The 13572-nt window shown below is 61.4% G+C and carries 11 protein-coding genes; 7 read left to right on the forward strand and 4 right to left on the reverse strand.

All coding sequences use genetic code 11. From position 1 onward, the window contains the following. The first annotated feature begins 81 nt into the window (after positions 1-81). Together HDE77_RS01890 and HDE77_RS01895 are read left to right on the forward strand one after the other, a co-directional pair. A complete protein-coding gene (locus HDE77_RS01890) occupies positions 82-1092 on the forward strand; it encodes a T6SS immunity protein Tli4 family protein (RefSeq protein WP_184415437.1) in 1011 nt (336 codons plus the stop codon). Positions 1093-1124: 32 nt separating this feature from the next. Further along, positions 1125-2243: a T6SS immunity protein Tli4 family protein gene (locus tag HDE77_RS01895; protein WP_184415438.1), complete on the forward strand. Its 1119-nt coding sequence runs from the start codon at positions 1125-1127 to the stop codon at positions 2241-2243. Between the two features lie 126 nt (positions 2244-2369). On the opposite strand, the gene HDE77_RS01900 is transcribed toward HDE77_RS01895, so the two are convergent. The 4 genes from HDE77_RS01900 to HDE77_RS01915 form a co-directional block, all read right to left on the reverse strand. After that, positions 2370-3215 carry a flavin reductase gene (locus tag HDE77_RS01900; RefSeq protein ID WP_343206036.1) on the reverse strand — a complete coding sequence of 282 codons (846 nt, stop codon included), beginning with the start codon at positions 3213-3215 and terminating at the stop codon, positions 2370-2372. A gap of 79 nt (positions 3216-3294) precedes the next feature. Further along, positions 3295-4077 carry a class I SAM-dependent methyltransferase gene (locus tag HDE77_RS01905; RefSeq protein WP_343206037.1) on the reverse strand — a complete coding sequence of 261 codons (783 nt, stop codon included), beginning with the start codon at positions 4075-4077 and terminating at the stop codon, positions 3295-3297. A gap of 68 nt (positions 4078-4145) precedes the next feature. Then, positions 4146-5369 (reverse strand): nucleotidyltransferase family protein, encoded by a 1224-nt coding sequence (locus HDE77_RS01910; protein WP_184415439.1) that lies wholly within the window; start codon positions 5367-5369, stop codon positions 4146-4148. After that, positions 5344-6858: a radical SAM protein gene (locus HDE77_RS01915; protein WP_184415440.1), complete on the reverse strand. Its 1515-nt coding sequence runs from the start codon at positions 6856-6858 to the stop codon at positions 5344-5346. The genes HDE77_RS01910 and HDE77_RS01915 overlap by 26 nt, the downstream gene beginning before the upstream one ends. Before the next feature lie 130 nt (positions 6859-6988). On the opposite strand from HDE77_RS01915, the gene HDE77_RS01920 reads away from it, so the two are divergent. From HDE77_RS01920 to HDE77_RS01940, 5 genes are all read left to right on the forward strand, one after another. Continuing rightward, complete coding sequence (locus HDE77_RS01920; protein WP_255482480.1) at positions 6989-8155, forward strand: serine kinase; 1167 nt, start codon at positions 6989-6991, stop codon at positions 8153-8155. A gap of 309 nt (positions 8156-8464) precedes the next feature. Next, positions 8465-9076, forward strand: coding sequence for a peroxiredoxin (locus tag HDE77_RS01925; protein ID WP_184415441.1), 612 nt, complete (start codon positions 8465-8467; stop codon positions 9074-9076). 278 nt (positions 9077-9354) lie between these two features. Beyond that, positions 9355-11109 (forward strand): ABC transporter ATP-binding protein, encoded by a 1755-nt coding sequence (locus tag HDE77_RS01930; protein ID WP_184415442.1) that lies wholly within the window; start codon positions 9355-9357, stop codon positions 11107-11109. 116 nt (positions 11110-11225) lie between these two features. After that, the gene (locus tag HDE77_RS01935) at positions 11226-12020 is read left to right on the forward strand and encodes an alpha/beta hydrolase-fold protein (protein ID WP_255482481.1); all 795 of its coding nucleotides are present in this window, start codon (positions 11226-11228) and stop codon (positions 12018-12020) included. A 314-nt stretch (positions 12021-12334) separates the two neighbouring features. Further along, complete coding sequence (locus HDE77_RS01940; RefSeq protein ID WP_184415443.1) at positions 12335-13390, forward strand: LacI family DNA-binding transcriptional regulator; 1056 nt, start codon at positions 12335-12337, stop codon at positions 13388-13390. The last annotated feature ends 182 nt before the right edge of the window (positions 13391-13572 follow it).

Genomic DNA, 13572 nt, shown 5'->3' on the forward strand with positions numbered 1-13572 from the left:
TTTAGTTTGTTGGCGCTGATGCTTGGCGTCGCCGGCTGTCAGCCCTCACTCCCCCCGCTCACGCCCCAGGAACAGGCCACCATGCAAACCCTCACTCACGCCATGACGCCACGTTGCATCGGGCGCTACCTGATTGATCTACCTGCGGGCATGGTGCCGAGCGGCTGGGGCGGTCTGAAGGCGCAGGGTGTGAACATCGAAGTGGCGCCCCTGAACGAATCACTGTTCCGGTGGCGTTATGAGCAGCGTGAAGCCGAGTTGCGCGCGGCGCATCTCGATGCGCACCCTGATCAGCCGGTACTCAAGGAAATCATTCCGCTTCGTGGCGCGATTGGGGGAATTTTTAATCGCTCCGAAAATGGGGGGGCCAACGGATCACGCACCCTTGAGTTGCACGCCTGGCGAGATGGCTACGCCATCAAGATGTGTGTAAACGCCGCTGATAGCAGGTATCCCGAATATAAGGATGATCTCTTATCAGCTCAGATCGGCACCGACGTCCCGCAAAAGCAGGCACTCCTTCTGGACGTATTCGCGCGCATACGCGGCCGAGCCGACAACGAGATGCCGAGCGATCAGGGCTTGTGCTTTTACGGAGGCTTCCTGCAAGGCACCGCTACTGATGAAGAAAACCTCGACATGAGCTACGTATTTACGGACATGCCGGATGTATCGCTATCGATCCACAACAATAGCAATATTGTTTCGGACGATACGCTGCTCGACCGGAGCAAAAGTGTCGAGGCCAATGTGCGGGACGCCAATGGCCACACGCTGCGGAAAGGCGAGCGCAAATCGCATGGCGGACTCGCTTTCGAGGAGTGGCTTCTGGCAGGAAATACCGACGACCATGTCAAAGGCCATTTATTCTCGCTGGAGGTCAACAGCAAGATCGGCAGCGCCCAGACGCCGCTCCTCAATATCGACTTTCATAACGGTCAGCGCATCGGCACCCCCGACAAACGCCCTCCCGGCTCCTTGCCGTTGGACAGTCCACCGCCGCTAGCGAAATCCTCGTTGAGCGAAGGGGAGGCCGTCGCCCTATGGAATGCCATTACCGACACCTTGCGTCCTCGGCCAAAGGGGTTTTGAGGGACATGCGGCGTGATCGTGGGTGGCAAGCGATGAAACGACTTCCAAGAAGCCTCTTCGTCTGCGCAACACTGACGCTAGGCGTCGCCGGCTGTCAGCCCTCACTTCCCCCGCTCACGCCCCAGGAACAGGCCATCATGCAAACCCTCACTCACGCGATGACGCCACGTTGCATCGGGCGCTACCTGATTGATCTACCTGCGGGCATGGTGCCTAGCGGCTGGGGCGGTCTGAAGGCGCAGGGTGTGAACATCGAAGTGGCGCCCCTGAACGAATCACTGTTCCGGTGGCGTTATGAGCAGCGTGAAGCCGAGCTGCGCGCGGCGCATCTTGATGGTCAGCCCGATCAGCCGTCGCTTAAGGAAATTGTGCCTTTACGTGGAGCTATGGGCGGCATTTTTAACCGGGCGGATGACAACGCACTGGTGAACGCAGGTCGAACTCTGGAGCTCCATGCTTGGCGAGATGGATATGCCATCAAGATGTGGATCAAGGCACGTGATGTCAGCTACTCAGCAGATAACCTTGACGAGCAGTACAAGGCGATAGGTACGAATGTCCCGCAAATGCAAGCACTCCTGTTGGATGTATTCGCGCGCATACGCGGCCGAGCCGACAACGAGATGCCGAGCGATCAGGGCCTGTGCTTTCACGGAGGCTTCGTGCAAGGCCCAGCGACCGACGAAGAAAACCTCGATATGAGCTACGTGTTCACGGACATGCCGGATGTGTCGATATCGATCCACAACAACAGCAATCTGGTTTCGGAAAATACGCTGCTTGATCGCGGCAAGGATATCGATGCGAATTTGCGCATTGCCGATGGCCACACGCTACGGAAGGGCAAGCGCCAATCGCATGACGGACTTGCTTTCGATGAGTGGTTAATGGAGGCCAATACCGACGACCATGTCAAAGGCCACATGTTCACGCTGGAAGCCAATAGCAGGATCGGTAGCGCCAAGACGCCGTTGCTCAATATCGACTTTCGAAATGGTGATCGCATAGGCACCTCCGACAAGCGTCCGCCCGGCTCCATCCCGTTGGACAGCCCGCCACCGATAGCCAAAGCCTCGCTCACCGAAGGGGAGGCCGTAGCCCTATGGGATGCCATCACCGACACCTTGCGTCCTCGGCCGAACGGCTTCTGACGAATCGCGCAGACACGACTCGGAGATGAGAGCCGTGATTGATGCGATCGTAAACGCGGAAGACGAACGCCTCAGTGGTTTGCCGGTCAGGCAGGGTTGGTTGTCGCCGCTCGCGCGCTACGCGGGCTAGACCTCCGCGAACGGCACGCCCTTTCGCCGACGATACGCTTGATGAAAGCCTGCGGTGTGATGCAGCTGGGTGCCTTCTGCCAGGTTTTCTTCAGAAACGATGCGGCCAATGAACAACGTGTGCGAGCCGACTTCCTGACTATGCACGATGTCCAATTCCTGAATGCGCAACGCTGAAGCGGGGACAGTAATGCCAAATTCCCGCGACGGTCGCACAGGAAACGGAAGTGCATTCCAGTCCGCTAGTGGGTGCTTGTGCTGTTCGGCGAGCTTGTAGACGACTGCCTTCATCGTCGCAGGGATGCTGGACAGCGCAACCTTGCGTGTTTCGCGCATGATGGGCACGGAAATGCTGGTGCTGCGTAGCGCGAGGGAAAAGAGTCCGCTCCGCTCCAGTGGGCCGATCAAATCCATCGGGAAGATATTCTGGTGGCCTGGCGCGGCAACAGAGACAAGGATGGTCGGCCGCGGACACAAGTACGCGATCATGAGTTGCTGTACCGCGGCAGGCTCCGGGGAGAAGTGGTGCGGTGCGCGATTTTTCAGCATGACGCGGTTTTGAAGCCGCGTGCTCCACGCGCGCAGCGGCTGGCCGAGACAGTGGTGTTCCCCGGCCGTGACGTAGTAGAGGGTGATCGTTGCCTTTTCGGTAGTGACTGACGCCGACCGAGTCAGTCGCAAAACGCCCAGCAGCTTGCCCGTAGCGCTTTCGCGGTACTGGAGCACCGGACGTTGGCCGGCATCGAGACTGGTCGCGATCATGAGCGGTACGAGCGAGGCCACGGTGTGGTCCTCCGTGACATCCATCGATTTGCCATCCCCATGCAAGGTGGCAGTGACCACCTGCTGTCCGGGAGCAACGGCAACTGTCGACCATTGCGGCAGTGGGCGTATGAACGGCCTTACCCAGTCCTTCCACATCTCAGGTCCGCCGAAATAGCAAAAACATATAAGGATCGGAGGCCAGTCCGAAGCCACGCGGAATGAGGCGTTCCAGCCGGAAGTGTGGCGCTGCTGCTCGCGTCACGACGCGTGGCGCAAAACGATGGATGCGGCTTTCACTTTCGATGGCGTAATGACCGCGGCGCAAAAGGTTCATCACGTTTGACCGCCACCAGCTGTAACGCGCATCGCCGAGGTAATACGGATTGAGCATGTTGGCCAGGACAAAACCGCCCTGGTGGACCACGTGCGACAGCTCTTCAAAAAGCAGGGTGTGATCCGCGAAATGGTTCAGGACTGCAAAGTTGGCCGTGACTGCCTGAACCTTGCAGGTGAGCGGCGAGGTAACCGTGATCATGGTTTTACGGGCGATTTCGTCGCGGCAGTACTGCGCCAGGTATTCGCACATCGCTGTGGACGGCTCATAGACGAAAGTCGGGTGTCCCTTGGCGGCATAGGCCTTCGCATCGATCCCGGTTCCAGCACCAAAATCGAGCACGTCGGCTCCTTCGGGCAATAGATCCAGCGCGATCTTCTGAAACCTGTCGCGCACCCGTCGGTTTCGCCGCGAGGAAAGGATGAAGTTGTGGTACTGCTCTCCGGTATGCACGTCGTCGATTACCTTGCTGGGAAGCTCGCTGTCTGATGTCTTACGTGCACAACTTTCAATTACTTGTCCGAAAACGAAACGGAGCCAGGCGTTGCTGCTTCCGCAGTGTTGGGCGCGGCCGGATGCATGGCTGCGATAGATTCTCGGCGGCACGACAAGGGCACCGCGCGTCTGTCGCTGATCTCTCCCCCGATGCGAACCTAATCATTGGCGGGCCGCTGCTAAGTCGCGGAAGCCGGGAGTTCCAAGGCAGCGCGCACCGCGTACAGAGTATCGAGCCGTGGCACTTGTTGGGTGAGCAAGGTCAGGATGCGCCGGCCCTGCTTTTGTTTGACCCAGATTTGTCCCTGCAGCCATAACTGTGTCCGCACCATGTCGGCACGCTCCTTGATGGCTTCTTGCGGTGGCCTGACACGATTCCTGACGTACTCCACCACTTCGCCAAGCGAGCGGGACCATTCAATGCCTGCGAGCGCGTGCAACCAAAGTTCCGAGCTCGAAACCTGGGTCAGCGTCTGATGCCGCGAAATCGTCCGCAACAGAGGGTGGCATTCGTGCTCAAGTCGGTTGAGCACCGCGTCGGGGATAGCGCTCGGGTAATAGCGTGCGAGCAGACGGAGGGGCGGTAACGCCCACCAGGGAGAGTCGGCGGCATGTTCATCCCACAAGACGTCCCAGTCGGCAGTGGTCATGCGCTGGGCGAGCAACGCGATGTCGTTGAGGTGCAACAGGCGCAGGCTGCGACCACAGATGTTGCCCGCCGAGTGCAGCAGCAGGTGGTTCATCAAGGCGCCGTTCGACGGATAGGGATTCAGGCCGGGCGTGGGCTGCTGCGGATAGATGCGCTCGGTGATGTCGATCGCCGATACCGGTAGCCGTTCCTGGATGCGCGTATGCAGCTCGATATTGACTGGTGTGTCGCGGTGCTCACCCAGCCCCCCGACGGGTTCCCCCATCGCCGGCTTGAAGACACGATGTTTCCATGCGACGAACGATTCCACATAGCCGAGATTCAGCAGTAGCTCGCCCGCCCGCGCGGCATCGTCCTCGCGGACCAGCAGGTCGATGTCGGCCATCGGACGGTCACCCGGCACGTAGATTCCCACGGCATGCAGCGCAGAACCCTTAAGCGGAACGATCGCCAACCCAGCCGCGCGGGCGTCGGCGTCAATGCGCTCCAGCAACGCAGCAATACGTTGATGGCGATGCTCGACGTGTGCGCGCTGAGTGGTGAGGAACAACCTCCACTCGGGATTTTCCCAAGTGGAGAATGTGCAGAGCAGGGGAGACACGCCGTGCGCGGCGGCAGCGGCCGACGCCAGCTGCCATTCCAGATCGCTCCACTGCGGCGTCGCCCCGTTCGGTCGTGCCAGCGCCAGCTCCGCGGCGAGCGCTTCGGTGGTGCGGCGCAGGCCGGCCCTAACGATTTTGAGCGGTGGCAACATGGCGGGCCGTCTGGGCATCGTCTAGCGTCGTCGTGGGCGGTGGCGCGGTGGCGTCTTTGCTACGGTGCGCATGCTCGCTGGCGACCAGCGCATCCCATCGCGCATCGAGCGCCGAATGGGCTTTGCCGTAACGCTCCGGTGGCTCGGCGGCCTTCGATTGCTGCAACGTGACCTGTTCATGCAGCAGGTCGCGCACACGGCGGTAGAAGTCCGAGTCGTAGGCGCCGCGGAACATCATGGCCAGATCGCCACTGTCCTGCCAGTGCGTTTTTGCGCCAAGCTGTGCCTTGACCTGCTCGTAGAATTTCGTGCCTGGCAGCGGATACGAAACGCTGACGCCGATGTCATCGGGAACGGCCTGCGCGATGAGCTCGCGGGTCGCCAACAAATCGTCCAGCTGCTCGCCCAGATAGCCCAGCTGGATGAAGAAGCCCACGCGGATGCCGTGCTCCCCCAGCCGTACCCGGGCGGCGACAAGGTCGGGGACTTTTGTGCCCTTGTTCATCGAGTCCAGCACGCGCTGACTGCCGCTCTCGGCACCTATCCAGGCCTCCGCGCACCCGGCATGTTCAAGTGCGGTGGCCATCCGCTCGCTGATCAGGTCGGCGCGGGTTTGAATGGTGAACGGGACCGATCCGTCGTCCGCGCCAAGACGCGTGCCGAACTCTGTCACCCAGTCGACGTGGAAGCCGAAGATGTCGTCCGCCAGCCAGATGTGATCAGGCTTGAACATCTGCTTCAGATACGTCATCTCTGCGGCCACGTCCTGCGCACTGCGCTGGTTGTAGTGGTTGCCCCAGATCGGCTTGGCGCACCAGTTGCAGCGGAACGGACAGCCACGCGACGCCGCCATGTTGAGACTGAAGTAGCCGTGCCGTTCAAGCCACATCGTGCGGTAGCGTTCGATATCGACAAGATCCCATGCGGGATGGCCAATCAATCGTGGATCCGGCGGCATCACGCCAACGCGGGTCAGCTGCGTCTGCCCGCCCGCCAGCGTGGCGACGCCGGCAATCCCGTGTACCCAGTCCAGTGTGTCGATAGCCGAATCGCGTTCCAGCCGCTTGGTCAATTCGATCAGGGCCGCAATGCCTTCGCCGATCAGCACGGCATCGGCACCCGCCGAGAGAAAGGCATCCGGATGGTCGGAAGCGTCCGAGCCTGCAACAATCACGCGGGCGCCGTCAGCGTGCGCCTCGGCAATCATCTGGCAAGCCGCTTCGCGCATGCGGCCGAGGCACATCTTGGTCAGGTAGTTGAAGTTGTCCTCGTAGATCACAACCACATCGGGCGCAGCGGTTTGCAGAGAGCCTGCATAGTCCTCAACGCCTTCGGCAAGCATCGCGTCGAATAGTGCGACCTCATGTCCCATCTGCCTGAGGAGTGCAGCGACCTGGATCGTGGCGAGCGGAGGATAGGGCTTGCCGCGTTCCCACTGTTTCCGGTCGTAACTCAGGAAATAAGAGTGGCCGACCTGAATCTTTAGCATCTCGAAGGGGCCTCGTAAGCCATGGGGACAAACTGCGGCGACGCATCGGCGTCCGCGCTGCCGGCGTGCCGGCTCCAGCGTTCAATGCTGCTTGGACGTAAGTGCCAAGGCGCGAAGCTTCGGTTGCGTCATGCGGCAAAATCTTTTGGATCGCTTGCGCCAGTTGCGCAAGCGCAACCATTTCCCGCTTGATCCGCACTCACTGGTCAACCTATGGGGCTTCGTGCAGTGCTGCGCTGTGCAATCAAGACGGCTGAAACTTTTGACCGAAGATAATGGCCTTGGCTTTCGCGCCAGCGTTAGCGACGCAGTGGCGGATCCTTTTTGCGAGCGATCCAGCCATCACTTCTCGATGAGCCGGCAGATCCTGGGCGGACTCTTCTGCTTCGAAAGCAGCAGCGAGGCGCTATTGGATCTGGTCGAGGCCGCTTACGCCGACCTGCCGTCACATCAACTGCCGATGATCGCGCCAGAGTTTCGTATCGAACTGCGCCTGCTGCCGCGACAGATTTCGCCGCACGCCGCCGAGCCGCCACCTGTGCGGGTGCAATCTGGCGCTGGCTTGCTCTGCGGCGTGATGGATGCGTCGAACTACGTGGTGCTGGCGCCCGAACAGCAACGCGCATTGGTGGTGGCCTCGCAGGACATGCTCGATCACCCTTACTATCTGCGCTACGAGCTCATCGAATTTGCCGTTTTCACCCTGGCGACGCGCGGACTGGGCCTGGTTCCCCTGCATGGGGCCTGCGTCGGCCGACAGGGACGCGGCATCCTGTTGCTGGGAGCCAGCGGCTCAGGGAAATCGACACTGGCCTTGCACAGCCTGCTGCAGGGTCTGGATTTTCTGGCCGAAGATGCCGTCTTCGTGCAGCCCGAGAGCCTGCTCGCCACCGGCGTCGCCAATTACCTGCACGTGCAGGCCGATGCACTGCGTTTCGTCGACGACGAGGAGACCCGACGCTGGATCAGCCAGGCCCCCGTGATCCGTCGCCGCAGTGGGGTCGAGAAGTTCGAAGTCGATTTGCGCCAGGAGCGTGGCCGGCTCGCGGCGGCTCCATTGGAGCTGGTTGGCGCGGTGTTCGTTTCCAGCGAGGCGGCCGAAGGTCCCGATGTCCTGTTGGGCCCGGTCCCTGCGGACGAAATCGCCGCCCGGCTGTTCGCGGACCAGTTGTATGCGGCCGGACAGCCAGGCTGGCATCGTTTCGTAGAGCGGCTGACGCAGCAGGGCGTTCACCTGCTGCGCCGGGGGCGTCATCCACGGGACTCTGTCGATGCGCTGCGCTGGCTGCTCGACTGATGCAGCCGATCGCGACCCATGTCACATTGGGGCATGCCACCCTGGAGCAGGGACCTTTTGCGGTAAGGCGTCGTTCGCGGCTGATGGTCCGGATCGTCATATCGCATCGGACAGGTAACGATTGGCAAGTCGGTGGCGAAGCATCTGGGAGCATCGGAACAAGGGTGAGGTCGCCGCGCGCGCTTCATCTGCTCAAGGGTCAGGATCCACGGAAAATCCGGGGTAGTTCAACGTCAAACGGGTAGCGGACCGAAGCAGGGATGTGCTCCGTGCCGGGTCGATGCCCCTCAATGAATGAGGATCACAGAAATGAAAAAGCGTCTTGCAGGATCAATGGCACTGGGTGTGTTGGTGGCGCTGGCTTCAGCGTTGCCGGCCGTCGCCGCACTCGCACCGGGTGTCACCGCACCCGCATTCACGGCCGAGGCAAGCCTGGCAGGCAAGGATTTCACGTTCTCGCTTGCCGATGCGCTCAAGAAAGGGCCAGTGGTGGTCTACTTCTACCCGTCGGCCTATACGGGTGGGTGCGATCTCGAAGCACACAGCTTTGCAGCCACCCGGGACAAATTCGATGCGGCAGGCGCGACCATCATCGGTGTGTCGGCCGATAGCATCGAACGACTCAATACCTTTTCATCGGATCCAAACTACTGCGCCGGCAAGTTTCCAGTGGCCTCTGATGCTGACCTCAAGATCGCGCTCTCCTATGATTTGAAAGCCGAGGCGGCACAGCCGGGCATGAACGATGTGCGCGGTGTGGCGATTGACCATGCCTTTATCTCCCGCACGACCTTCGTCATCGCCAGCAACGGCAAGATCGTCGCCACGCTTTCCTCGGAGACGGATCACCTTCACCCTGACGAGCATGTGAAGCGGTCGCTGGCCATCGTGCAGGGCCTGCAGGCAGGCAAGACGCCGTAACCAGGTTCAGTCTGCCGAAAGGTGGCCATCAAAGGTCGGACTGAAGCGCCGCGTCACTGAATGGCCACGACAGCCAGGGGGCAATCTGCCCCCTGGCTGCATCCGCTGCTCGACGGTTGTCACCCGCTGCTCGCGATGGTGACGCGCAACCTTTTATTCGGCGGGCTGCACTTACCGACATGGGCAATCCGGCTCGGGAGTAGCGCTGTTCTGAATCGCCTTGAAGCGTCATCAAAGCCGCGGCCGATGCTGCCGGCCAGCAGCGTGAGTTCGTAAAGATGTCAGGCGAGTCCTCGCCAGCACCCGATCGAGCCCACGGTCTGCTGCGTTCGTTGCTGCGCACGCTCTCCGGCGTCGAACTGGTGGAAACGGCGGCGTACGTCGCGTTGTCGCTGGGCGCGGCGTTTACCGGCAGTCTCGCGGCAGTTCTGCTGGTGCCACTGGTCCAGCCGGGGCATACGCTGCCGTTCGGCGGCGCGCTGTTCAACGCACAACGCAGTGTCGAAATGCAGGCGGCCATCTTCGCCATCGCGATGGGTGCCTTTGCCTTGGTGCGTTGGCAGGCGGCGCATCTGGGGGCGCGTCTGGTGGGTCGCTATGGCATGAACCTGCGCCGCCGGGTTCATGCGCGCCTGATCGACGCTCCCTTGACGTCACTGGCGGATTCGACGTCCGCGGAAATCGCCAACGTCCTCACTCACAACGTCGAGGTTATCGTCCAGGGTTTCAGCGCGCTGCAGCAATTGTTGATCGCCGGCGTCAGCGCCGGCGTCAGCCTCGGTTTCGCGTTCTGGGTATCGCCACCACTGATGCTGGCGGCGCCGCTACTCGCGGTCTTTGGTCTGATCGCGTCGCGTGCGTATGGCCGCGAGCAAGCACTGGTCTGTCGTGAGTACGTCAAGGACATGACACGGCTGTTCTGGCACAGTGAGGATTTCCCACGACGCCTGCGCCATGTCCGCTCGTTCGAGAAGGAGGATGTGGAGAAAGCAAGTTATGGCGCTATTACCGCTCGGTTGTGCCACGGCTATCGGCGCCAGCTGGAGCTGGTGGCCTCCGGGCGGTTGATGCTTGAGCTGCTGGCGGCAGTCGGTATCGCGGGACTGTTCGTGCTTGCCCATCGCTGGCATGGCATCGATCAGGCGTCGCTCATCGCGGTGTGCCTGCTGCTCGGACGCTTGCTGCCTTATCTGGTGTCGACCCGACAGAGTTTTCAGCAGCTGCGCTCGGCTGCTCCGGCATTCGAACTGTGGCAGCGTTACATGAGCCTGGATTCAACCCGGTCATCCGCGGTGCCCTTGCGCACGCCGACCCCTGGCGGTGCGCTGCATATCGAGCGGATGCGCTTGATACCGCCAACGGCCGGACTCGATGTCGGCGAACTGGTTCTCGTGCCCGGTGAGCTGACCTTGATTTCGGGTGATTCCGGTATCGGTAAGAGCAGCCTGGTCGATGTCCTGGCGGGCATGATGGAGCCTGTGACTTTTGCGGCACGCGTCGGCGAACGATCGATCGATTTTGACGAGTACCGCGAGCTTGTCCGACGTGGCGGCTACGTTAGCCAGAACGTCCGACCCTGGCAGCATTCCGTACGTGAGTGCCTGTTGTGGGCGGCGCCTGATGCCAGGGACGAGACGTTGCGTGGTGTGCTGGTCGACGTCGGCCTCGACCATCGCCTGGAGGGGTCGCAGCACGGACTCGATACAGCGCTGCACAGCTCCTCGAGCAGGCTCTCCGGCGGCGAGTTGCAGCGGCTGCTGCTGGCACAAGTCATCCTGCGCCAGCCTTTCCTCGCCTTGCTGGACGAAGCGACGAGCGCGCTCGACAGCGTCTCCGAGATCGCGGTTCTTTCAGCGCTGAAGCGCCGTCTGCCGCAGACGATCCTGATCGTCGTGTCGCACAGGAGCGGCGTGGCGGCGATTGCAGATCAATGCCTGAACATTTCAAGTAACCTCGCTGTGACGGTCGATGGAAAATTGGACCTGCGACGGATAGCGTCTTTGCTGGGTGTATCGGAGCGCTATAAGTCCTAGGCCGACTCACGGGCCAGCGGATGTCGACTTGGGCCAACGTCCACCGTGCAGGGGCATCGCATGATCGGATGACCGCCCATGCCACAATCGGGCGAACCACGAGTGAGTAGCCGTCCATGAAACGATTGCTGATGCCGTTGTTCGTCGCGTTGATGGTGCTCGGTCTTTCCTGCCACGCCGCGGATGCCGATATGTTGCATTTCACTGCCAGGCAAGTGCGCGTGGACGGTCACAGCTATGCGTACCGGGTATTTTTGCCGGCCGGCTGGGACAGCAAGCGGAGCTGGCCGATCGTTCTATTCCTGCATGGCAGCGGCGAGCGCGGCAGCGACAATAGTGCGCCGCTGAGCCAGGGGTTGCCGCCGTGGCTGAAGGAACACGGTGCCGATTTCCCTGCCGTGGTGGTGATCCCGCAAGCTCCTCAGGACACTTCCTGGTATGGAACCCCCGAGAAGATGGCGCTGGCGGCGTTGCACGACAGCATCGAAGCATTCCATGGCGATCGCGACCGGCTTTATCTGACCGGCCTGTCCATGGGTGGTTATGGCGTATGGCAGATTGCAGCCGATCATCCGGGCATGTTTGCGGCCGCAGCCATCGTGTGTGGCGGGGTGTTGCCGCCGTCGGACGCTCCAGAATTGCATCTCCACGGAGTGCCTGCGGATAAGAACCCGTACACCTGGCTTGCCCATCGCATCACACCGTTGCCCGCATGGATATTTCACGGCGCGGCGGACGACATCGTGCCGACGCAAGGCTCGCGCGACATCTATGCCGCGCTGAAGGCGCGGGGGGACGACGTGCGCTACACCGAATTTCCCGGTGTGAACCACGGCTCCTGGGTGCCAGCCTATGCCACGCCGGAATTGTGGCCATGGATGTTCAGCCATCGGCGGAATCATCCGCGGTAGCGCACGGTCGCTGCGGCAGCGGCGCGTTTCGCGCCTCGTCAGGTACGACGTTCGTTTGTGAGTTAAAAAATAATTTAACCCCGATTGTTGCATTGCCGTATCAGGGCGGCGTGATCGCGCATGCCTGACGCAGTGTTGCGTTTCGCGGTTCATCCCGCCCGAAGCCGTCGTACTGTGGGCATTCCTGCCGCACTGCAGCGAAAATATTCGGTTTTGGCAGCTTTACAAGGCCTCGTGAAAACGTTTACGTTGCGCTCGAACACGCAGCGGTGGGCTGCGTCTGCAAGCGGGGCGGGGTTGTGGCGTCCAGGACCGTGACCATCAAAGACGTGGCGCGCGAAGCCAAGCTGTCTGTGGCGTCCGTGTCGCGTGCGCTCAACGGCAGCGGAGGCGTCACCCCGGACACCGTGAAAATTGTGCGTGAAGTGGCGGCGCGCTTGCGCTATGTGCCGGACAACGCAGCGCGCAGCATGATTACCCGGCGCACCAATACCATCGGGGTGCTGCTGCCGGATCTGTATGGCGAGTTCTTTTCCGAGCTCATTCGCGGCATCGATCTGGCCGCTCGTGCGCGCGGCCTGAACATCCTGGTATCCAGTTCCCACGACGACGCCGATGAAGCGGCGATTGCGCTGCGCTCCATGCACGGGCGAGTCGATGGCTTGCTGGTGATGTCACCGCATGCCGATGAGGATTTTCTGCGCCGAAACCTGCAAGTGACGTTGCCCAGCGTGCTGATGAACACGCTGGAAACGAACCATGACTATGCAACGCTTTCGGTGGACAACCGCAGTGGCGTGCAGCTGATGCTGGAGCACTTGCTCGACTGCGGGTACAAGCGGATTGCCTTGATCCAGGGGCCGGCCAGGAACCAGGACGTGCGCGAGCGCGAACAGGCTTTTCATGAAGTACTTGCCGCGCTTGGCGCGACCGAGGGTGCGGTGATCCTGCCGGGTGACTTCAGCGAGCAGTCCGGTTATGCCGCCGGGCAACAGTTGCTTGCGCTGCGTCCACGTCCGGATGCGATATTCGCCGCCAACGACATGATGGCGATCGGCTGCATGGCGGCCCTGCGTGAGGCTGGCCTGCGCATTCCCGACGATATTGCCGTAGCGGGTTTCGATGATGTGCCGATGGCGCGTTACGTCACTCCGCCATTGACGACGGTGAGCGTGCGCATTGCCGAACTGGGCAGGTTGGCACTGGAACAGCTGTGCATGCAGATTGCCGACCCTGGCAGTCTGGTGCCAGTACACCAGCGCGTCACGGCGACCTTGGTAATACGCGCATCGACGGCATCGCGCGCTGGTGAACCGACAAAGACATTGGCAACGACAACGACGACAGGTTCGGAGCGACATCCGCCCTGATCGACCCGGGGTCGGGTTTGTTTCGGCAGGTGGGCGAGAGGGCGCCCGCCAGCATTCATCGCACAGGACTGCGGCCAGGGCTGGCTCTACTCAAAGCTTGTTGAGGGAGGGCGTTAGGTCATGAAAAGAGCAACACGTCATCCGGTGTGCATTTCGCGGGCGCATGCATGACTGCGCGCCGC

This window comes from Rhodanobacter sp. MP7CTX1, assembly GCF_014205795.1.
Classification (GTDB): domain Bacteria; phylum Pseudomonadota; class Gammaproteobacteria; order Xanthomonadales; family Rhodanobacteraceae; genus Rhodanobacter.

Coding starts and splice junctions, on each gene's coding strand:
- HDE77_RS01890 (WP_184415437.1), top strand. CDS start 82: ATGCAAACCCTCACTCACGCCATGACGCCACGTTGCATCGGGCGCTAC.
- HDE77_RS01895 (WP_184415438.1), top strand. CDS start 1,125: ATGAAACGACTTCCAAGAAGCCTCTTCGTCTGCGCAACACTGACGCTA.
- HDE77_RS01910 (WP_184415439.1), bottom strand. CDS start 5,369: ATGTTGCCACCGCTCAAAATCGTTAGGGCCGGCCTGCGCCGCACCACC.
- HDE77_RS01915 (WP_184415440.1), bottom strand. CDS start 6,858: ATGCTAAAGATTCAGGTCGGCCACTCTTATTTCCTGAGTTACGACCGG.
- HDE77_RS01920 (WP_255482480.1), top strand. CDS start 6,989: ATGCGGCAAAATCTTTTGGATCGCTTGCGCCAGTTGCGCAAGCGCAAC.
- HDE77_RS01925 (WP_184415441.1), top strand. CDS start 8,465: ATGAAAAAGCGTCTTGCAGGATCAATGGCACTGGGTGTGTTGGTGGCG.
- HDE77_RS01930 (WP_184415442.1), top strand. CDS start 9,355: ATGTCAGGCGAGTCCTCGCCAGCACCCGATCGAGCCCACGGTCTGCTG.
- HDE77_RS01935 (WP_255482481.1), top strand. CDS start 11,226: ATGAAACGATTGCTGATGCCGTTGTTCGTCGCGTTGATGGTGCTCGGT.